This is a genomic window from Salmonella sp. NW884 (genome assembly GCF_051700745.1).
GTDB classification, from domain to species: Bacteria; Pseudomonadota; Gammaproteobacteria; order Enterobacterales; family Enterobacteriaceae; genus Salmonella; species Salmonella enterica.
In genome coordinates this window covers 36,463-56,035 of the sequence record NZ_JAMMDE010000009.1, presented here as the reverse complement: position 1 = coordinate 56,035, position 19,573 = coordinate 36,463, and the positions used below count along the sequence as shown (strand labels likewise).

Here is a 19,573-nt window from a genome sequence, read left to right as displayed (position 1 = left end):
GTATCCGTGTTGAGCATTTGTGATTTGCGTGCCGCCTCGCTCTGACATGTGATAGCGCAAACGGTCTGTTATGGAAAACACCATGAAGTTGCCCTACGCAATCACACTACTGCTGTGCCTGTTTTTAGCCGCCTGTACGCTGCCTGACCGCTTTAGCGCCGTGGCTTTTCAACAACTGACGCTATTACAAGCGCGCTCAACCCGCTTCCTGCAGGACGCGGCGCGAATACCGTGGCAAAAAGAGACACTGCTCAAGGATGACCGCGATATCCGCCAGACATTTTTTCAGGCTGAGCGGGTCGCCCGTCAAGGTGGGGATAAACACCGACTCGATAATCTGGCGCTGCTGAAAAATCACTATTTGCGTCTTTATGCGCGGGTTATGCAACGTAAGCAACCACTTACTCACTTCCAGGCAGAGAGATACCAACAGCAAAATAATCAGGTCTGGAAATTAGCCATACAGGGTGAGTGTCTGCATTGGGGCGCCCGCTGCACTCAGGGAGAAGAAAATGGCGTCTATTAACGAAATACATTACCTGATAACCACCGCCCAGGCCGAACACCCTGTAGCGTCCTCGGCGATTGCCGAGTTTATCCAGACGTATAAGCAGGCAAGAGAAGACAGCGACGACGGTATCCGCGAGTCCGCCGCGTTTATCGCCCGCGCGCTTCAGGAACATGCTCGCGGCTGGCTGGACGACGATGATATGATTATTCTGCTGGAAGGACAGCGGGACCTCGCCAGGCTACGCGCCAATAATGCGCAAATCGCCCTTGGCAGCCGTATCCGGTCTACGGTCATCCGCCTCATTGATATCGCCCTGGCGTTGTTGGTCGGCGCGCTATAATCAGGACTGCGGCAACTGCTTGCGTTTATCTTCCGGCAGCGCATTTACCGCCTGTTGATAAGAGGCATCGACCAGATAATAGAGTTGTGAATCCGGCAGCGAGCCGTCCAGATAGACCGTGCTCCAGTGCGCTTTATTAAGGTGCCGACTCGGTCGTACATCGCTGTGCTGCTGGCGTAACAACTCTGCCAGTTCCGGGCTGGTTTTGAGAGAGGCTGCCGGGCGTCCTTCAACTTCTTTTACCATCGCGAAAAGTACATCTTCCACTTTAATTTGCGTCGCTTTCCAGTCGCTGTGAACGCTCTGCTCTGCGCCAGGTTTTGCCATGCAGTATTGCAGTAATTCCGAAATGGTCATTATCATTCCCCTTGTAGTGTCGCGATGATTTTACGTGGACCGCCGTGAATACGGTGTTCTCCCAACCAGATACCTTGCCATGTTCCTAACTGTAAACGCCCCTGGCGTACAGGCAGCAGCAACGAGACGCCCAATACTGACGACTTAATATGCGAAGGCATGTCATCCGCGCCTTCGTAGTCATGTTCATACGCCGCATTATCGGGAACGGTTTTCAGGAAATGGCGCTCCATGTCAGCGCGCACGGTAGGATCGCAGTTTTCGTTTAACGTCAGCGAGGCCGAGGTATGTAGCAACAACAGATGCAGCAAACCCGTTTCGACAGGCGGTAAGCCAGACAATTTATCGGTAATTTCATCTGTTATCAGATGAAACCCGCGCGGCTTCTCGCTCAGTGTAATGGTGCGCTGATACCACATAGGCTGCTCCTTCCTAAAAACAAACGTCTCCTGAATAGTGTGCAGCAAGTCTGGAAAAGGTAAAAGCCAGCGGGGCAAGTTTGTGCAAAAATCATGCAAAAAAGGAGAGCCTGTCGCTCTCCTGATTTTTAGTACTCCGAGTTGACAATGACTTCCTCGCCAAACGCTCCTGCCTGCGGCAGCGGTTTGTAGGTGGAGTTAGCCGCGCGCAGGATGCGAATACCGCGGATACCACAATCACGAGCCGCGGTAATATCGTTATCCGAATCGCCGTAGAAGATACGCATGTTCTTCTCCTGCAGCCACTGTACTTTCGTATTTTGTTCCGGTTTATCGCCGGCGAAAATCACCGGATTCATATTCGCCGCCGGAATATGGAAGTTATCCGCCAGCGTTTTCGACACGGTTTCCGTTTTCGTCTGACTACGACCAGTGACAAAGTAAATACTGTCGCCACGGCGAACATGCATATCAATGAGCTGTCGGGCCACTTCTTTTGGAATACTGAACTCATCCCAGCCGTTGTTCATTTTTTCCCAAAAGGCCGGATTTTTCAGATAATCGTCGCTGTCCGGGGAGTAGGTTTTCTTTCCGCGCCAGAATCCGGGGCTGGAAAATAACACGGTGTCGTCAATATCAAAGCCGACCGCCATCGGCGGGCGTCCGGTGAGGCTGTTTTCAATCTGGGCGACAGAGACCCAATGGACAGGCGCTTGTTCCGCGAGTTTTGCAACATTAGTGCCCGGATTGAGCGTCGAAGGGGAAGATACTAACGCATTCGCGGAATGGTTTAGCGTAAACAACAAACAGACGGCACTCAGCGCCAGGGTTATTTTTTTCATGCTTTTCCCTTAAAATTCAAAATATTATAATTATTAAGATGAGTCTTTGCTCAAAAAACTATCTGACCATAACGCCAGTAACGGTCAAAAGGAAGGATTATCTGCGGTTTTGTTACGAAAAAAGAGGATGATCACAACAGCTATTGTCAGGCCGGAGGGCACTGTTATCGCCGTCCGGCCTGAATATTACATGACAGCGGCAAATGCCTTCGCCACGCGGTGTACATTTGAAGCATTAAGCCCGGCGACACACATGCGGCCACTGGCAATCAGGTAAACGCCAAACTCATCGCGCAACCGCTCGACCTGCTCCTCGCTTAACCCGGTATAGCTGAACATACCGCGCTGCTGTAACAAGTAATCAAAGTTGCGGTCAGGCATCTCCGCCTTCAGCTCCTTCACCAGCGTCTGGCGCATCGATATAATGCGGTTACGCATCGCGTCGACTTCCGCCAGCCAGCCCGCTTTTAACGCCTCATCGCCCAGGACCGTAGCGACCACCTGAGCGCCGAAACACGGCGGACTGGAGTAAATTCGGCGCACCGTCGCTTTTAGCTGTCCCAGAACCCGCGCGGCAATTTCAGCATCTTCACACACCACGGACAGGCCGCCGACGCGCTCGCCGTACAGCGAGAAAATCTTCGAAAAAGAATTACTGACTAACGCAGGTAACCCAGCGCTGGCAATGGCGCGAATAGCGTAAGCATCCTCGTCCATGCCTGCGCCAAACCCCTGATAGGCAATATCAAGGAACGGAATCAGATCGCGCGCTTTCACTATTTCAATCACCGCATCCCATTGCGAAGGCGTTAAATCCGCCCCGGTCGGGTTGTGACAACAGGGGTGCAGCAACACGATACTGCGCGCAGGTAACGTATTCAGCGTGGCCAGCAGATCGTTAAAACGGATGCCGTTAGTCGCGTCGTCATACCAGGGGTAAGTACTCACTTCGAATCCTGCCCCGGCAAATATCGCAATATGGTTTTCCCAGGTGGGGTCGCTCACCCATACGCCTGCGTCGGGGAAATAACGCTTAAGGAAATCCGCGCCCACTTTCAGCGCGCCGGAACCGCCTAATGTCTGGATAGTAGCCACGCGCTGTTGCTGAAGAACCGGGTGATCGGCGCCAAAGAGCAAAGGCGCGATAGTATGGCGATAAGTATTGAGTCCTTCCATCGGCAGGTACAGCGAAGCGCCATGCGGCTGCGCGTTAAGCCGGGCTTCGGCTTCGGCCACCGTTTTAAGCTGTGGGATAATCCCGTCTTCGTTGTAATACAGGCCAATGCTCAGATTTACTTTGTCGTGACGGGAGTCGTCTTTAAAACGCTCCATCAGTGAAAGAATCGGATCGCCGGCATAGGCGTCAACTTTTTGAAACACGCGATGGTTCTCCAGGTTTACAGAGGGCAGGAAATAACACAATAAACCGGAAGGACGAGAAGATCGAGAGGATGTTGTGGTGGATGCGCATATTACCGGATAGCGGCGTGAACGTCTTATCCGGCCTACAGCCAATGCGCGATACAAGCCGGATAAGCGCAGGCGCCACCCGGCCTGCCGCGTATTTAATCAATATACTTCATCGCCACCCTTGAGGTCAGGCGCGTGATAAGTTCGTAAGCACTTACTTTTGTCATTTCAGCGATACGTTCAACCGGCAGACCTTCACCCCATAAGACCACCGGATCGCCCGCGTTATCCTGCGCGTTTGGCCCCAAATCCACGCAAATCATATCCATCGCCACCCGCCCGACAATCGGGACTTCACGACCATTGACCAGTACTGGCGTACCGGAAGGCGCCGCTCGTGGGTAGCCATCGCCATACCCCATCGCCACCACGCCCAGGCGCGTGTCGCGCTCACTCACCCATGTCCCGCCGTAGCCCACCGGTTCGCCCGCTTTGTGGTCACGCACCGCGATCAAACTGGAGGTTAAGGACATCACCGGCTGAAAACCAAAATCAGGCCCCCAGGGTTTGTGTTCCAGCGGCGATACGCCATACAAAATTATGCCCGGACGCGCCCAGTCAAAGTGAGACTGCGGCCACAGCAGAATACCGCCAGACGCGGCAATAGAGCGCTGCCCGGGTTTACCCCGACAGAAGGCATTAAAAATGTCGAGCTGATGTTCGGTAGCGCCGCATTCCGGCTCATCCGCACGGGCAAAATGGCTGACGATATTCACCGGCTGGCGTACATTTTTACAGTGCGTCAGACGCTGGTAGAACGCCTCCGCCTCTTCGGGACGCACGCCGAGACGATGCATACCGGTATCCAGCTTCATCCAGACCGTTACCGGCTCCGCCAGCTCCACCGCCTCCAGGGCGGCAAGCTGCTCTTGATTATGTACGGCGGTATGCAGACATTGCGCGGAAATGGTCGGCAAATCGGCGGCGTCGAAAAAACCCTCCAGCAGCAGGATAGGCTGCGTGATCCCGCCCGCTCGCAGACGTAGAGCCTCTTCAAGACGCGCCACGCCAAAAGCGTCAGCATCAGGGAGCGTTCGCGCGGTCTCCAGAAGACCGTGTCCATAAGCGTTCGCTTTCACCACCGCAACCAGCTTACTGGCAGGCGCCAGTTCACGCAGACGTTGCAGGTTGTGTCGCAGAGCGCGGCGGTTAATGACGACTGTTGCCGCTTGCATTTGAATTCCTTGTTAAAAGAATGACGGAGAGTTACTCATCATCGTATTGCGGTCCCGCATAGTTATCGAAGCGCGACCACTGACCATTGAACGTCAGACGAACCGTACCGATAGGACCGTTACGTTGCTTACCAATAATAATTTCAGCAATGCCTTTTAAGTCGCTGTTCTCGTGATAAACCTCATCACGGTAGATAAACATAATTAAGTCGGCATCCTGTTCAATAGAGCCGGATTCACGCAGGTCGGAGTTCACCGGACGTTTATCCGCGCGTTGTTCCAGGGAGCGGTTAAGCTGCGATAGCGCCACGACCGGCACCTGGAGTTCCTTTGCCAGCGCTTTCAACGAGCGGGAAATTTCGGCGATTTCCAGAGTACGGTTATCAGAAAGCGACGGCACGCGCATCAATTGCAGGTAGTCGATCATAATCAGACTTAACCCGCCATGTTCGCGGAAAATACGCCGCGCGCGCGAACGGACTTCTGTCGGCGTAAGACCTGAGGAATCGTCAATATACATATTGCGTTTCTCCAGCAGAATGCCCATCGTGCCGGAGATTCGCGCCCAGTCTTCATCATCGAGTTGACCGGTACGAATACGTGTCTGATCGACGCGGGACAGCGAGGCCAGCATACGCATCATGATCTGTTCGCCGGGCATCTCCAGACTAAAGATCAGTACCGGTTTATCCTGCAACATCGCCGCGTTTTCGCAGAGGTTCATCGCAAAAGTGGTTTTACCCATGGAGGGGCGCGCCGCGACGATAATCAAATCCGAACGCTGTAACCCTGCCGTCTTTTTATTGAGATCCTGATAGCCGGTATCCACGCCTGTAACGCCATCGTGCGGTTGCTGGAACAACTGCTCAATACGCGCCACGGTAGCGTCGAGAATCTGGTCGATGCTTTTCGGACCTTCGTCTTTGTTGGCCCGGTTTTCCGCGATCTGGAAGACGCGCGACTCCGCCAGATCCAGCAGTTCGTCGCTATTGCGCCCCTGTGGATCGTAACCGGCATCCGCAATTTCATGCGCCACCGCGATCATATCGCGGACCACGGCGCGTTCGCGCACAATGTCCGCATAAGCACTGATGTTCGCCGCGCTTGGCGTATTTTTAGACAACTCCGCCAGATAGGCGAAGCCGCCGACGCTGTCCAGTTGGCCCTGCCGCTCCAGCGATTCCGCGAGCGTAATCAGGTCGATAGGACTGCCGCTTTCCTGCAAGCGCCCCATCTCCGTAAAGATATGGCGATGCGGGCGGGTATAGAAATCTTCCGCCACCACGCGCTCGGCCACATCGTCCCAGCGCTCGTTATCCAGCATTAAACCGCCCAACACCGACTGTTCCGCTTCAATCGAGTGCGGCGGCACTTTTATCCCGGCAACCTGCGGATCGCGGTCGCGGGCATCAGTCTGTGGTTTGTTGAAGGGTTTATTTCCTGCCATAGTGAATGGAGTTACCGAGATAGTGATTGGGTCGAAAGATTACCACATTTCTTTTGGAGGAAGCATGGCAACGCGTATTGAATTTCACAAGCATGGTGGTCCGGAAGTGCTTCAGACCGTGGAGTTTACGCCAACGGAACCGGCGGAACACGAAATCCAGGTTGAGAACAAAGCCATTGGTATCAACTTCATCGACACCTATATCCGTAGCGGACTCTATCCGCCCCCGTCGTTGCCTGCGGGCCTGGGAACCGAAGCTGCGGGTGTGGTCAGTAAAGTCGGCAACGGCGTGGAGCACATTCGCGTGGGCGATCGCGTCGTCTACGCGCAGTCAACGCTCGGCGCTTACAGTTCCGTCCATAACGTCCCCGCAGATAAAGCCGCGATTTTACCTGACGCCATTTCCTTCGAACAGGCGGCAGCCTCTTTTCTCAAGGGGTTGACCGTTTTTTACCTGTTGCGCAAAACCTATGAAGTGAAACCCGACGAACCCTTCCTGTTTCATGCCGCTGCGGGCGGCGTCGGTCTGATCGCCTGCCAATGGGCAAAAGCGCTGGGCGCGAAGCTTATCGGTACCGTCGGTAGCGCGCAAAAAGCGCAGCGGGCGCTGGACGCCGGTGCCTGGCAGGTAATTAATTACCGTGAGGAGAGCATTGTCGAACGGGTAAAAGAGATCACCGGCGGCAAAAAAGTCCGCGTGGTCTATGACTCCGTGGGGAAAGATACCTGGGAAGCCTCACTGGACTGCCTGCAACGACGGGGACTGATGGTCAGTTTCGGCAATGCGTCCGGCCCCGTCACCGGCGTGAATTTAGGTATTCTGAATCAGAAAGGTTCTCTGTATGCCACGCGCCCTTCACTACAGGGGTATATTACGACGCGTGAAGAACTGACCGAAGCCAGCAATGAATTGTTCTCATTGATCGCCAGCGGCGTGATTAAAGTCGATGTGGCTGAAAATCAACGCTATGCGTTAAAAGATGCCCGTCGCGCGCATGAAGTGCTGGAAAGCCGGGCCACACAGGGCTCAAGCCTGCTGATTCCGTAATAGCTCTGCAAAGAAATTGGGCTTCCACCCGGGAAGCCCTTTCTTTTTTTGTTCGGCTGTATGTAGGGTACAGCGCGATGAATTCGTTACCTGCGCAATCATGACAGATTTAATAATCGATTCCTATTTGCTTGTGAGGGCAAAGTTCCAGGTTGTGACGAACCGCTCAATACCTTAGTAAAACCGACGGTTATTGCGCTGATACTGTGGGATTTTTGGCGTTTTTACTGCTTTGATCACCCACACCACAGCCACCGCCAGCAGTAGCCACGGTAACAGCTTGATCATCAGGGCGAACATTCCACCCAGGAACATGACGGCAGTCGCTACAACCAGCGCGGCCAGAATGCCCAGCAAGGAGACGCCCGTCACCATTAACATCAGAAAAAAGCCAAGCACAAAAAGTAGTTCCAGCATAGTCGCTCCCCATAAAAATGGCATTGCCCGGCGGCACGGCGATTACCGGGTTTGGTCAGGTAAGCTATTACAAAAATCATGCCAATATTTATGTTTTTGATATATAAAGAAAACGCCCTGCAAGACTGCACAGAGCGTGGTGAGATTGACTAATTTTTGGCGAACTTTTAACGCTTGTCTGCTACCAGTTTTAGCGCCTGCTCCAGTACAGCAACATCCGCGCCAGCTTTATGGGCGTTTTCGCTCAGATAGCGACGCCACTGCCGCGCGCCGGGGATGCCCTGGAACAACCCCAGCATATGGCGAGTGATATGCCCCAGATACGCTCCCTGGCTCAATTCACGCTCAATATAGGGATACATCGCGCGAACCACCGTAACCGGGTCGGCATCGGTGGTATCGGCGCCGAAAATCTCCCGATCCACCGCGGCCAGTATACCCGGATTCTGATAAGCTTCGCGGCCAACCATGACGCCATCCATATGGCGCAGGTGCTCCTTCGCCTCTTCCAGAGATTTGATGCCGCCGTTAATGGACATGGTCAGGTGCGGAAAATCCCGCTTTAGCTGATAGACGCGCGGGTAATCCAGCGGCGGGATCTCACGATTTTCTTTCGGGCTTAAGCCAGAAAGCCAGGCTTTGCGCGCATGGATAATAAACATCTCGCATTCGCCCTGACCGGAAACCGTATTAATGAAATCACACAGGAACGCATAACTGTCCTGATCGTCAATACCAATGCGGGTTTTTACCGTCACCGGAATCGAGACGACATCACGCATGGCTTTAACACAATCGGCGACCAGTTGCGCATTGCCCATCAAACAGGCGCCAAACATACCATTTTGCACGCGATCGGAAGGGCACCCCACGTTGAGGTTAATTTCATCGTAGCCACGCGCTTCCGCCAGCTTTGCACAATGCGCAAGCTGAGCCGGATCGCTTCCACCAAGCTGTAGAGCGACCGGATGCTCTTCTTCGCTATAAGCCAGATAGTCACCCTTACCGTGAATAATCGCGCCCGTGGTCACCATTTCGGTGTAGAGCAGCGTCTGGCGAGACAGCAAACGCAGGAAATAGCGGCAATGTCTGTCCGTCCAGTCGAGCATAGGCGCGATGGAGAAGCGATAAGCAGGTAAAGCGGAGGACTGGGTTTCAGGCTGCATGGCGAATAAATAAGCATCCGGTTAAAAAAGGGGCGTTACTATAGCATAACGCTAAACCGGAGGCGTAGCGCCTCCGGTGAAAGCACCTCAGAATGTCATTGTAAGCTGCGCGCCTGCCCCCCAGGTTTCATCTTCGCCGTACAGTCCCATTAAATCGAGATGCACACGGTTAAAGGGCGCAAAGCCAAGACCGCCGGTAACCACATTGCTATCGTTATTTTTCACATCCGCACGATACCCTGCGCGCACCGCCAGCCATGACAACGGTCGAACTTCAGCGCCGACGCCAACGTACTGTGAATTGTCTTCGCTCTTAAAGCCTTTCGTTTCCGTCAGATCGCCATCGGCGCTTACGGTCAGCAAATCGTTATGCCATGCGATGCCCGCGGTAACCAGGGGGCGGATTTGGTATGTATCTTTGTAGTTGGTGGTTTCTCCCGTCATACCATTAGTGATGTAAATATCTTTCGTATCGATATCGCGAGATACCAGATTTTGCCCGCTCAGCCCCAGCGTCCAGTTTTCACCGATATCGGCAGCAAGCCCCGCATCAATGTTAAAACCCGTATCGTCATTGCGATAGCGGCTGCTATTCCAGTCGCTACTGTCGTAGTTATAAATTGAGGTGGTGTAGTTATAGAGCCAGGTTTTTTGCAGTTTTGGCGTAACGCCAATGGAAACAGGCACCTCGCCCACCACAAACTGCTTCGCCAGCGCAATACCGTAGTCAGATACAATCGCTACCCGCCCCGACGCGGTAGAGTTTAAATGCTTTGTAATTTCGTCAGACCCCAGCAAAGCAGCGCGTCCTGCTTCACGAAGCGCGACACGTTCATCATGCTGGATATCGCGCAGATACTGAATATCGTTCTGATCAATGGACGAACTCACGCGCCCATGCGCATAACCTTTGGCGATAAACGCCACGGAAAGCGTTTGCCCTGGAATACTTACCGCCAACCCGGCGCCGGCATTGGCGCGGGCGGTTTTTCCGTTGAGATATTCCAGCTCATCGGCCAGGTCGCGCGCGGCGCCCTGAAATTGATTCAGCACGCCTCGCGGATTGAGCAGAATTTGCCCCAGCGTAAGGTTATCGACGACCTCATCGTAGTAATCCACTTTATCGCTGATATCGTCAATTTCATCCTGGAGATTGTCTTTATCCGTAATCTGGACGCCGACCGCAGGAAGGACAACAGTGATATTGTCTTCCGGTTTGGCTTTTGCCAGTAACGCCGGATTTAATAGTACTCCGCTGCCATAATTCGCGGACGCAACGCCCGTCCCGCCCATTGCGTCATTACGCGCTTCCGTCCAGGTATTGGCGGCGCTCGCCTGCTTTGCCATAAAAAGCGAGACCGCGATAGCAATCAGTGAAAGTTTGACGTTTTTGTTCACAGTTAGCCCATCTTATTATCAGGTGAAGTAATCCCTCCGCCACGCTTTACCGGACAGAGGCGAACTATTGCTGTGAAATAGTGATGTTAAATCCTGTTGTTATAATATCGACCCTCATTATGTATAGATGAGAATACTGGCGCGGAAAAGCTTAGCAGGCGATATATTGTCGCGGGGTAATTTCAGAGTTTTAAGCAGCTCGTGGTAAAGTAACGGATTAGACTTTCATGCCATTCGAGGTGCTACATGGAAAAGACCACAACGCAAGAGTTACTGGCGCAAGCTGAAAAACTCTGCGCGCAGCGCAACGTGCGCCTGACGCCTCAGCGCCTCGAAGTGCTGCGCCTGATGAGTCTGCAACAGGGTGCCATTAGCGCATACGATTTGCTCGATTTGCTGCGCGAAACGGAACCACAGGCCAAACCGCCCACCATTTACCGCGCGCTGGATTTTTTGCTCGAACAGGGTTTTGTCCATAAAGTGGAATCCACCAATAGTTATGTGGTTTGCCACCTGTTCGACCAGCCGACGCACAGCTCGGCCATGTTTATCTGCGATCGTTGTGGCGTGGTGAAGGAAGAGTGTGCCGAGGGCGTGGAAGACATCATGCATACGCTGGCGGCTAAAATGGGCTTTGCGCTACGACATAACGTTATTGAGGCGCACGGTCTGTGCCCTGCGTGCGTAGAAGTGGAAGCGTGTCGCCATCCGGGCGACTGTGGTCACGATCACTCGGTGCTGGTGAAGAAAAAACCACGTTAGCCTGAACGGAAAAACGGGCGGCAGTAGAGAGGGGCACGCCCGCATTCATAAGCAAACAGTGGGAGGCACATCCATGTACTCCTGGTAGGGGAAAACATATTACCAGCGATAGTTGTTACGGGTTTCCCAGTCAACAACCTCTTTTTCCGCCTGATCTTTCTGGTAACCGTAACGCTCCTGGATTTTACCTACCAGTTGGTCGCGTTTACCTTCGATAACGGTCATATCGTCATCGGTCAGTTTGCCCCATTGTTCTTTCATTTTACCTTTAAACTGTTTCCAGTTACCGCCGGCTTCGTCTTTATTCATCATCTTGTCCTCATCATTCGGTTAGGAATAGCAGGTGTTATTCGCCCAAATGCACTGCAATTTCTGCTGGACGTGATAATAATTGTAGGCAGGAATTCGGCCTTCGGTTTTATATTCAGAATTTTTAACCGTCACGATCTGGCAAACCATGTACCCTCGCGCCAGTGACGACGCCAGATAAGGCTCAACGACAGACCGCGAAGCGCCAGGAACACGGTTAATGCCAGCCATAAACCATGATTTCCTAATACCGGCAGGGCGAAGAGCGTCAGCGCGAATCCTCCCGCGGCGACAGCCATGCTATTGCGCATTTCGGCAGCGCGCGTCGCGCCAATAAACATACCATCGAGCAGATAGCACCATACGCCCACCAGCGGTAATACCACCTGCCAGATAAGATACCGATCCGCCAGTAGCTGTATTTGCGGCAATGAGGTCAGTAACGCGACAATATGTTCGCCTGCCAGGGCATAGACTGTGGAAAACAACAAGGCCACAATTCCTGACTGACGACACGCCGCTCGCCAGACGTCCAGTAGCTTGCTACCGTCACGCGCGCCGTAAGCCTGACCGGAGTGCGCCTCCACCGCATAAGCAAAACCGTCCAGCGCATAGGCCGTAAAGGTGAGTAAGGTCATCAGGACTGCATTTACCGCGATAATATCGCTGCCCAGCCGCGCGCCTGACACCGTGATTGCGCCAAAACAAAGCTGAAGGAGCAATGAGCGCAGCATGATATCGCGATTGAGCGCCAAAAGGCGGCGCACGTTGCCGCGCCAGGCCTGTTTTAGCATATCCAGCGACACACCGCGGAGATGGAGAACTTTACGTACCATCATGAGTCCGATCAGTAACGTGGCATATTCTGCGATGACCGTCGCCAGGGCGGCGCCCTGCACGTTCATATGAAGCCCCATCACCAGCCACAGGTCGAGCGCGATGTTGAGGATATTGCCCACGACCAACAAGATAACCGGCGCCCGCGCATACTGAACGCCTAACAGCCAACCGAGCAGCACCAGATTCGCCAGTGACGCGGGAGCGCTTAGCCAACGAATTTCAAGGAAGCGTCTCGCCTGCACCAGGACAGCGTCGTTCCCGCCGACAATATGTAAAGCCAGCTCGATAAGCGGCGTGCGAAATAGCACAATCATCACGCCAGCGCCCAGCGCCAGCAATAACGGTTGAATGAGCGCCCGGGCTAACGCCTGCGGATTTTTGGCGCCAAATGCCTGCGCCGTTAGGCCGGTGGTGCTCATACGTAGAAATAGCAGCAGCATGAAAAGAAAGCTGGTGGCAGTCGCGCCCACCGCCACGCCGCCCAGGAAAACCGGGCTGTCCAGATGACCAATCACCGCCGTATCGACCAGCCCCAGTAAGGGGACGGTGATGTTAGAAAAAATCATCGGCAACGCAAGACGCCAGAGAGCTTTATCAGAGGAGGTAAAAAGCGGCATGGAGAAAAGCCTGACAAGGAGTTAAACGAAACGAGCGCATTGCCGGATGGCAACGTAACGCCTTATCCGGCCTACAAATTAATCATCTCAGGAACTGCATTCCCGTAGGCCTGATAAGCGCAGCGCCATCAGGCTGCACGATTGCCGGATGACGGCTTACAAGGAGATTAAAACGAGATTACAACCATTCCCCGTTGCGAATGACGCCTACCGCCAGCCCTTCAATCGTAAAGCTTTGTTCGCGCAGATCCACCACTATCGGTGTAAACTCGCTGTTTTCCGGCAGCAGCTCCACTTTATTTCCCTGCTTTTTCAGGCGTTTTACTGTCACTTCATCGTCAATGCGAGCGACAACCACCTGGCCATTACGGACGTCCTGCGTTTTATGTACCGCCAGCAAATCCCCATCCATAATACCGATGTCTTTCATCGACATACCGCTCACGCGCAGCAGGAAATCGGCGCTGGGTTTGAACAGTGAAGGATCGACCTGGTAATGGCCTTCAATATGCTGCTGCGCCAGAAGCGGTTCACCCGCCGCGACACGCCCGACAAGCGGTAATCCGTCCTCTTCTTCCTGTAACAGACGGATACCTCGCGATGCGCCGGAAACGATTTCAAGCACCCCTTTGCGCGCCAGCGCTTTAAGGTGTTCTTCCGCAGCGTTTGGGGAACGGAACCCCAAACGCTGCGCGATTTCCGCACGCGTCGGTGGCATACCTGTCTGGCTGATGTGATCCCGGATGAGATCAAACACCTCTTGTTGCCTGGCCGTTAACGCTTTCATTCCGCCCCCTGGGTGTATATACAGTCATGCTGTGAGTATATACAGTTAAAGGTGATTTTGGAACCACAAACGGCGCAAAAAACAAGAGATTTATAAAATTTGGAACCTTTATCGAAAATGTGACCATAACAGGATGCCCCAGGTCATCAGGGCAACGAAAATAGACAGTAGCACCGCAGCCGATCCCATATCTTTCGCACGGCCGGAAAGCTCATGGTATTCAGAACCGATGCGGTCCACGACCGCTTCAATAGCGCTGTTGAGGATTTCAACAATCATGATAAGTAAAACGGAACCTATCAATAACACACGGGTAATCGCATCCACATCCAGCCAGCAGGCGATGATGACGCCCAGCAATACCGCGATACTTTCCTGGCGAAACGCCGCTTCGTGAGTCCATGCGGCGCGAAATCCTTTCCAGGAATATCCTGCCGCTTTGATAATTCTGGTGAATCCAGTGGTATTATTGGCCATCAAAAGAACCTTTTTACATTATTAACGTCAATGACATTATACGGTTGCCCTGCACGATTCGGACTGCCGTAACGCAGCGCGAAGTATGACGGGATACAACAGAAATTCGCTAAACTTTCTGATATCCTTGCACCGCATTTGCATTATTAACCAGAGGCTTTACATCGTTTATGTCCGGCTGGCCACGAATTTACTACAAATTACTGAATTTACCATTAAGCATACTGGTAAAAAGCAAGTCTATTCCGGCGGAACCCGCCCAGGAATTGGGGCTCGATACTTCTCGCCCCATTATGTATGTCTTGCCATACAACTCAAAAGCGGACTTACTGACGCTGCGGGCGCAATGTCTGGCGCACGATCTCCCGGATCCGCTGGAGCCGCTGGAGATCGACGGCGCGCTGCTGCCACGCTATGTATTTATTCACGGCGGACCGCGTGTCTTTACCTATTACACGCCAAAAGAAGAGTCGGTGAAACTTTTTCACGATTATCTCGATCTGCATCGGAGTAATCCGGCTTTGGACGTGCAGATGGTGCCCGTTTCCGTGATGTTTGGCCGCGCGCCGGGTCGTGAAAAGGGAGAAGATAACCCGCCTTTACGTATGCTGAACGGCGTACAGAAATTCTTTGCCATCTCCTGGCTGGGTCGCGATAGCTTTGTCCGATTCTCGCCGTCCGTCTCATTGCGTCGCATGGCTGATGAACACGGCACCGATAAAATCATCGCGCAGAAGCTGGCTCGCGTGGCGCGTATGCACTTTGCCCGCCAGCGCCTGGCGGCGGTTGGCCCACGCCTGCCCGCCCGTCAGGATCTGTTTAACAAACTGCTGGCCTCGAAAGCGATCGCCCGCGCGGTAGAAGACGAAGCGCGCAGTAAGAAAATCTCTCATGAAAAAGCGCAGCAAAACGCCATTGCGCTGATGGAAGAGATCGCGGCGAACTTCTCTTACGAGATGATTCGTTTGACCGACAGGATTTTGGGGTTTACCTGGAACCGTCTTTACCAGGGAATTAACGTGCATAACGCCGAGCGCGTACGCCAACTGGCGCACGACGGGCATGAAATCGTCTATGTACCCTGTCACCGCAGCCATATGGACTACTTGCTCCTTTCTTATGTGCTGTACCATCAGGGACTGGTTCCGCCGCATATTGCCGCCGGTATTAACCTTAATTTCTGGCCCGCTGGCCCGATTTTCCGTCGTCTGGGCGCGTTCTTTATTCGTCGCACCTTTAAGGGGAATAAACTCTATTCCACCGTCTTTCGCGAATACCTGGGCGAACTGTTCAGCCGCGGCTACTCGGTTGAGTATTTTGTTGAAGGAGGACGTTCGCGTACCGGACGTTTGTTAGACCCGAAAACCGGCACCCTGTCGATGACTATCCAGGCGATGCTGCGCGGCGGTACCCGTCCAATTACGTTAGTGCCTATTTACATCGGCTATGAGCACGTCATGGAAGTGGGCACCTATGCGAAAGAACTGCGCGGCGCGACAAAAGAGAAAGAGAGTCTGCCGCAGATGCTGAAAGGCTTGAGCAAGCTGCGCAATCTGGGTCAGGGCTACGTTAACTTTGGCGAACCGATGCCGCTCATGACGTACCTGAACCAGCATGTGCCGGAGTGGCGCGAATCTATCGACCCTATAGAGGCCATACGCCCAGCCTGGCTGACGCCGACGGTAAATAGTATCGCCGCCGATCTGATGGTGCGTATTAACAACGCTGGCGCGGCAAACGCGATGAACCTGTGTTGTACCGCGCTGTTAGCGTCGCGTCAGCGCTCGCTCACCCGCGAGCAGCTCACCGAGCAGCTTGATTGCTATCTCGATCTGATGCGCAATGTCCCTTATTCCACAGACTCAACCGTTCCTGCCGCCAGCGCTGGCGAGCTTATCGCTCACGCGCTGCAGATGAATAAGTTTGAGGTCGAGAAAGACACCATTGGCGATATCATCATTCTGCCGCGCGAGCAGGCGGTGTTGATGACCTACTATCGTAACAATATCGCGCATATGTTGATTATGCCTTCGCTGATGGCGGCGATTATCACCCAGCATCGTCGCATTTCGCGTGATGCGTTGCAGCAGCATGTTGAAGCGCTCTATCCGATGTTAAAAGCGGAGCTGTTCCTGCGCTGGGAGCGCGAGGAGTTAGCCTCGGTCATTGACGCGCTGGCCAGTGAAATGCAGCGTCAGGGGCTAATTACCCTGCAGGATGATGAACTGCATATCAACCCGACGCATTCCCGTACGCTGCAACTGCTGGCGGCAGGCGCGCGCGAAACGCTACAGCGTTATGCCATTACGTTCTGGCTGTTGAGCGCCAATCCGTCCATCAACCGCAGTACGCTGGAGAAAGAAAGCCGTACCGTGGCGCAACGTCTGTCTGTCCTGCACGGTATTAACGCGCCGGAGTTTTTCGACAAAGCGGTGTTCAGTTCACTCGTGTTGACGCTACGGGATGAGGGTTATATCAGTGATACGGGCGATGCCGAACCGGCAGAAACGATGAAGATATATCAGATGCTTGCCGATCTAATTACCTCTGATGTCCGTCTGACGATTGAAAGCGCGACGCAGGGCGAGTAAGCCAGTGCCTGAAATGCCCGATAGTGCAAGCTCATCGGGCAACTGATATGACGTATTGAAAATTTTGGTTTTGTAGGCCGGGTTCGCCCGGCATGACATCAGAAGTGCCAGTAACTCATCGCCAGCCCTAAAAATAGCACCAGGCCAACGTAGTTATTGTTCATAAAGGCTTTAAAGCAGGCTTCACGTTCACGGTTCGCAATCAGTTTTTGCTGGTAGACAAACAGCGCGCCCGCCACCAGCACAGCCCAGTAATATCCCCATCCCAGACCATTCAACCAGCCGATCAGCGCCATTAACGCCATGACGCCAAGCTGCAGAATCCCGATAATCAATGTGTCATAACGACCAAACAAGATCGCAGTCGATTTAATGCCTATCTTGATATCATCATCTCTGTCGACCATCGCATATTGCGTATCGTAAGCCACCGCCCAGAGAATATTGGCGAGGAACATCAGCCAGCAGCTCAACGGCAGGGATTCGCTCACCGCGGCGAACGCCATGGGGATTGACCAGCCGAAAGCGGCCCCCAGCACGACCTGCGGCAGGTGGGTGTAGCGTTTCATAAAGGGATAAACCCAGGCCAACGCCAGCGCCGCTACGGAAAGCAGAATCGTCATGGCGTTCAGCGTCAGCACCAACAGAAACGCCAGCAGCACCAGCACCACAAACAGGTTGCGCGCCTCTTTCTCTGTCACGGCGCCGCTGGGTAAAGGCCGGTTGACCGTACGTTTTACATGTCCGTCAAATTTACGATCGGCATAATCATTTACCACGCAGCCCGCCGCGCGCATTAACCACACGCCAGCGACAAAAACCGCCAAAATCCACAGCTGAGGCATACCCGGCGTCGCCACCCATAGTGCCCAAAGCGTCGGCCAGAGCAGCAGCAACGCGCCAATAGGCTTATCTGTACGCATCAAACGGTGAAACGCCAGCAGCTTACTCTGCGTCAGACTCCACTCCATCTTTATCTTCCTCTCAGTACAGCGGCGATGCAGGTAAAAAAAGCTCGGTAAGCAACAGCGGTTTTCCGCTCAACCGCAGTCGAGAGCGGCGCCCCCACAGCGTTGCATCGCGTCCAATTTCAATAAAATCGCGGGTCAGTGTCGATGATGTAAATAGATAACGTCCAAGCGGGGTTTTACCCAGATGTTGTAAGACCTGTTCAGGTCCGCACAGCGTGGATTCCGGTACCACGGTACGTCCGGCAAGCCAGGGCTCGCCGTCAGCGCAAAGCAGTATCTCACGTAACCAGTAGCGGGATTCGGATGGCAGTAAACCTGATGCTTCCTCGACCTCACTTTGGCCGACAAACGCTTCCCGAATCAGCGTCACGCTTACCCGCTTTCCCTGCTGCTCAAAACGTTTAGTCATAGAATCTTCCAGCAACAGCCAGTCCAGCAAATGGGGTTCAAGCGCAGGAATCGCATCAAAATAGCGCAGCGCACGCAGTTGCGTTAACGCAGGGTGTGACATGCCTTACTCTCCGATTCATAACCTAAAGTCATTGTATCTCAGAAAAGACATTACGGGGGGCGCAATCACAATTAAGTGATCTGTTGCGCAACAAAAAAATAACAATTCGCATGAAATGATAAAAAAAGGTGCGCCAGGAGACGCACCAGTTGCTGCAAAATCAGCACTGTGGGGAAATAATTACCCCTTGCCTTTTACACTGCTGATAAAGGTGGAACGGGCAGATGTCGATCCCAGACGTTCGGCCTCATCAAGCAGTTTCAGCGCCTTATCGACGTCGCCTTTCGCTACGGCATCCTTAATCGCTTTATTAAAGTAGCTTTCCGTATCGTTCAACATCGGCTCGCTTTTCTTCGGCGCGACTGGCGCTGGCGCAGCGACCGGCGCGGCGGTATTGCCTACCGTTACCGGCCCGGTACCGGACGAGCCAAACAACGGCCCGACCAATACGCTGGAGCTACTGTTGGTTTTCACCTTCAGTTTCACCACGCCGTCAGTGGTATGGCGAGCAACTGGATCGGGAATATCCGGGATAGAGTTGCCGACGCCTTTGGCATAGGCTTTTGCCGGATCGAGCAGCGTAGTGGTTTGCTGAAGATCTTTTTCGGTCGTAAACACCAGAACATAGAGTTTCTGCTGCCCCAACGCAGGCGTCAGGCGCATCACGCCTTCCAGCCGGTCTGCGCTCATGACGCCCGGCTGCTGATAAGTAAAGTAACTGCTGGGGAAGAACGCCGAAGGCGTCATATTTTGGTCAAGAATCAACACGTTTGGCGCAAAAACGCTGGCTTGCTTATTGACCTCGCTGGTCAGAGTTAATGTCAGCTCGCCGATATTCGCCGGAACGCTATAAGCGGCGACCGGGCCGGTAATTCCGGCGACGTCAAGGCGCTGGCCGCCAGTCGCCAGTTGGGTAGACTGCGTTTTTGACTGATCTACAGGCGTCCAGGTTAATTGCTGTAGCGCAGCAGCAGGAATAGCGGGCGCGGCGCTGGTATTTTGCGGTACATAGTTCACTTCCGCCAGGCTGATACCCGGCACGCTGGCGAACAGCCCTGCGGTTAAACAGAGGGCGACGAGACTTTTCTTCATTTTCATTATTCTCACCTCAATAAGGC

The 19,573-nt window shown here is 53.5% G+C and carries 22 protein-coding genes; 5 read left to right on the top strand and 17 right to left on the bottom strand.

Annotated elements, in window-relative coordinates; all coding sequences use genetic code 11:
* The first annotated feature begins 70 nt into the window (after positions 1-70).
* Positions 71-526, top strand: a complete 456-nt coding sequence (locus NA197_RS18095; RefSeq protein WP_438796698.1) for a hypothetical protein — start codon at positions 71-73, stop codon at positions 524-526.
* Positions 513-851 (top strand): hypothetical protein, encoded by a 339-nt coding sequence (locus tag NA197_RS18090; protein ID WP_000146595.1) that lies wholly within the window; start codon positions 513-515, stop codon positions 849-851. Before NA197_RS18095 ends, NA197_RS18090 begins: the two co-directional genes overlap by 14 nt.
* Here the strand turns inward: NA197_RS18090 and NA197_RS18085 are convergent, their stop codons facing one another.
* From NA197_RS18085 to dnaB, 6 genes are all read right to left on the bottom strand, one after another.
* Entirely contained in the window at positions 852-1,208 is a 357-nt protein-coding gene (locus NA197_RS18085; protein WP_000155665.1) for an MmcQ/YjbR family DNA-binding protein, read from the bottom strand.
* Between the two features lie 2 nt (positions 1,209-1,210).
* A complete protein-coding gene (locus NA197_RS18080; RefSeq protein ID WP_000270393.1) occupies positions 1,211-1,627 on the bottom strand; it encodes a secondary thiamine-phosphate synthase enzyme YjbQ in 417 nt (138 codons plus the stop codon).
* A 128-nt stretch (positions 1,628-1,755) separates the two neighbouring features.
* Positions 1,756-2,469: an acid phosphatase AphA gene (gene aphA, locus NA197_RS18075; protein WP_000724435.1), complete on the bottom strand. Its 714-nt coding sequence runs from the start codon at positions 2,467-2,469 to the stop codon at positions 1,756-1,758.
* A gap of 186 nt (positions 2,470-2,655) precedes the next feature.
* The gene (gene tyrB, locus NA197_RS18070) at positions 2,656-3,849 is read right to left on the bottom strand and encodes an aromatic amino acid transaminase (RefSeq protein WP_000486910.1); all 1,194 of its coding nucleotides are present in this window, start codon (positions 3,847-3,849) and stop codon (positions 2,656-2,658) included.
* A 185-nt stretch (positions 3,850-4,034) separates the two neighbouring features.
* Positions 4,035-5,114, bottom strand: a complete 1,080-nt coding sequence (gene alr, locus NA197_RS18065; protein ID WP_001147301.1) for an alanine racemase — start codon at positions 5,112-5,114, stop codon at positions 4,035-4,037.
* A gap of 31 nt (positions 5,115-5,145) precedes the next feature.
* A complete protein-coding gene (dnaB, locus tag NA197_RS18060) occupies positions 5,146-6,561 on the bottom strand; it encodes a replicative DNA helicase (RefSeq protein WP_000918353.1) in 1,416 nt (471 codons plus the stop codon).
* 64 nt (positions 6,562-6,625) lie between these two features.
* Here dnaB and NA197_RS18055 point away from each other — a divergent pair, with 64 nt between their 5' ends.
* Positions 6,626-7,609, top strand: a complete 984-nt coding sequence (locus NA197_RS18055) for a quinone oxidoreductase (protein ID WP_000235555.1) — start codon at positions 6,626-6,628, stop codon at positions 7,607-7,609.
* A 174-nt stretch (positions 7,610-7,783) separates the two neighbouring features.
* Here NA197_RS18055 and pspG read toward each other — a convergent pair whose 3' ends face one another.
* The 3 genes from pspG to NA197_RS18040 form a co-directional block, all read right to left on the bottom strand.
* Positions 7,784-8,026, bottom strand: a complete 243-nt coding sequence (pspG, locus tag NA197_RS18050) for an envelope stress response protein PspG (RefSeq protein WP_000891414.1) — start codon at positions 8,024-8,026, stop codon at positions 7,784-7,786.
* 167 nt (positions 8,027-8,193) lie between these two features.
* Entirely contained in the window at positions 8,194-9,192 is a 999-nt protein-coding gene (gene dusA, locus NA197_RS18045) for a tRNA dihydrouridine(20/20a) synthase DusA (protein WP_001182234.1), read from the bottom strand.
* Between the two features lie 87 nt (positions 9,193-9,279).
* Positions 9,280-10,590 (bottom strand): conjugal transfer protein TraF, encoded by a 1,311-nt coding sequence (locus NA197_RS18040; RefSeq protein WP_001039335.1) that lies wholly within the window; start codon positions 10,588-10,590, stop codon positions 9,280-9,282.
* A 246-nt stretch (positions 10,591-10,836) separates the two neighbouring features.
* On the opposite strand from NA197_RS18040, the gene zur reads away from it, so the two are divergent.
* The gene (zur, locus tag NA197_RS18035) at positions 10,837-11,352 is read left to right on the top strand and encodes a zinc uptake transcriptional repressor Zur (protein WP_000416271.1); all 516 of its coding nucleotides are present in this window, start codon (positions 10,837-10,839) and stop codon (positions 11,350-11,352) included.
* 99 nt (positions 11,353-11,451) lie between these two features.
* On the opposite strand, the gene NA197_RS18030 is transcribed toward zur, so the two are convergent.
* The 5 genes from NA197_RS18030 to NA197_RS18010 all read right to left on the bottom strand — a co-directional run bounded on the left by NA197_RS18030 (position 11,452) and on the right by NA197_RS18010 (position 14,382).
* Entirely contained in the window at positions 11,452-11,661 is a 210-nt protein-coding gene (locus NA197_RS18030; protein WP_001030592.1) for a CsbD family protein, read from the bottom strand.
* Between the two features lie 21 nt (positions 11,662-11,682).
* Positions 11,683-11,796, bottom strand: a complete 114-nt coding sequence (locus NA197_RS18025; RefSeq protein ID WP_001575282.1) for a hypothetical protein — start codon at positions 11,794-11,796, stop codon at positions 11,683-11,685.
* Complete coding sequence (gene dinF, locus NA197_RS18020) at positions 11,793-13,118, bottom strand: MATE family efflux transporter DinF (RefSeq protein WP_001128113.1); 1,326 nt, start codon at positions 13,116-13,118, stop codon at positions 11,793-11,795. Before dinF ends, NA197_RS18025 begins: the two co-directional genes overlap by 4 nt.
* Before the next feature lie 178 nt (positions 13,119-13,296).
* Positions 13,297-13,905: a transcriptional repressor LexA gene (gene lexA, locus NA197_RS18015; protein WP_000646079.1), complete on the bottom strand. Its 609-nt coding sequence runs from the start codon at positions 13,903-13,905 to the stop codon at positions 13,297-13,299.
* 108 nt (positions 13,906-14,013) lie between these two features.
* The gene (locus tag NA197_RS18010) at positions 14,014-14,382 is read right to left on the bottom strand and encodes a diacylglycerol kinase (RefSeq protein ID WP_000002900.1); all 369 of its coding nucleotides are present in this window, start codon (positions 14,380-14,382) and stop codon (positions 14,014-14,016) included.
* A gap of 170 nt (positions 14,383-14,552) precedes the next feature.
* Between NA197_RS18010 and plsB the strand changes: the two genes are divergently transcribed.
* Positions 14,553-16,973: a glycerol-3-phosphate 1-O-acyltransferase PlsB gene (gene plsB / locus NA197_RS18005; RefSeq protein WP_000017360.1), complete on the top strand. Its 2,421-nt coding sequence runs from the start codon at positions 14,553-14,555 to the stop codon at positions 16,971-16,973.
* A 98-nt stretch (positions 16,974-17,071) separates the two neighbouring features.
* On the opposite strand, the gene ubiA is transcribed toward plsB, so the two are convergent.
* The 3 genes from ubiA to malM form a co-directional block, all read right to left on the bottom strand.
* A complete protein-coding gene (ubiA, locus tag NA197_RS18000) occupies positions 17,072-17,944 on the bottom strand; it encodes a 4-hydroxybenzoate octaprenyltransferase (protein ID WP_000455249.1) in 873 nt (290 codons plus the stop codon).
* 13 nt (positions 17,945-17,957) lie between these two features.
* Positions 17,958-18,455, bottom strand: coding sequence for a chorismate lyase (gene ubiC, locus NA197_RS17995; RefSeq protein WP_000019219.1), 498 nt, complete (start codon positions 18,453-18,455; stop codon positions 17,958-17,960).
* Between the two features lie 180 nt (positions 18,456-18,635).
* Positions 18,636-19,553, bottom strand: coding sequence for a maltose operon protein MalM (gene malM / locus NA197_RS17990; protein WP_000782497.1), 918 nt, complete (start codon positions 19,551-19,553; stop codon positions 18,636-18,638).
* Positions 19,554-19,573: the final 20 nt, after the last annotated feature.

Excerpts from the sequence above, each read along its gene's own strand:
- pspG (WP_000891414.1), bottom strand. The coding sequence starts at position 8,026 with ATGCTGGAACTACTTTTTGTGCTTGGCTTTTTTCTGATGTTAATGGTG.
- NA197_RS18055 (WP_000235555.1), top strand. The coding sequence starts at position 6,626 with ATGGCAACGCGTATTGAATTTCACAAGCATGGTGGTCCGGAAGTGCTT.
- NA197_RS18085 (WP_000155665.1), bottom strand. The coding sequence starts at position 1,208 with ATGACCATTTCGGAATTACTGCAATACTGCATGGCAAAACCTGGCGCA.
- lexA (WP_000646079.1), bottom strand. The coding sequence starts at position 13,905 with ATGAAAGCGTTAACGGCCAGGCAACAAGAGGTGTTTGATCTCATCCGG.
- ubiA (WP_000455249.1), bottom strand. The coding sequence starts at position 17,944 with ATGGAGTGGAGTCTGACGCAGAGTAAGCTGCTGGCGTTTCACCGTTTG.
- alr (WP_001147301.1), bottom strand. The coding sequence starts at position 5,114 with ATGCAAGCGGCAACAGTCGTCATTAACCGCCGCGCTCTGCGACACAAC.
- NA197_RS18010 (WP_000002900.1), bottom strand. The coding sequence starts at position 14,382 with ATGGCCAATAATACCACTGGATTCACCAGAATTATCAAAGCGGCAGGA.
- plsB (WP_000017360.1), top strand. The coding sequence starts at position 14,553 with ATGTCCGGCTGGCCACGAATTTACTACAAATTACTGAATTTACCATTA.
- zur (WP_000416271.1), top strand. The coding sequence starts at position 10,837 with ATGGAAAAGACCACAACGCAAGAGTTACTGGCGCAAGCTGAAAAACTC.
- dnaB (WP_000918353.1), bottom strand. The coding sequence starts at position 6,561 with ATGGCAGGAAATAAACCCTTCAACAAACCACAGACTGATGCCCGCGAC.
- NA197_RS18095 (WP_438796698.1), top strand. The coding sequence starts at position 71 with ATGGAAAACACCATGAAGTTGCCCTACGCAATCACACTACTGCTGTGC.
- NA197_RS18080 (WP_000270393.1), bottom strand. The coding sequence starts at position 1,627 with ATGTGGTATCAGCGCACCATTACACTGAGCGAGAAGCCGCGCGGGTTT.
- dusA (WP_001182234.1), bottom strand. The coding sequence starts at position 9,192 with ATGCAGCCTGAAACCCAGTCCTCCGCTTTACCTGCTTATCGCTTCTCC.
- dinF (WP_001128113.1), bottom strand. The coding sequence starts at position 13,118 with ATGCCGCTTTTTACCTCCTCTGATAAAGCTCTCTGGCGTCTTGCGTTG.
- aphA (WP_000724435.1), bottom strand. The coding sequence starts at position 2,469 with ATGAAAAAAATAACCCTGGCGCTGAGTGCCGTCTGTTTGTTGTTTACG.
- NA197_RS18090 (WP_000146595.1), top strand. The coding sequence starts at position 513 with ATGGCGTCTATTAACGAAATACATTACCTGATAACCACCGCCCAGGCC.
- malM (WP_000782497.1), bottom strand. The coding sequence starts at position 19,553 with ATGAAAATGAAGAAAAGTCTCGTCGCCCTCTGTTTAACCGCAGGGCTG.
- ubiC (WP_000019219.1), bottom strand. The coding sequence starts at position 18,455 with ATGTCACACCCTGCGTTAACGCAACTGCGTGCGCTGCGCTATTTTGAT.
- NA197_RS18030 (WP_001030592.1), bottom strand. The coding sequence starts at position 11,661 with ATGAATAAAGACGAAGCCGGCGGTAACTGGAAACAGTTTAAAGGTAAA.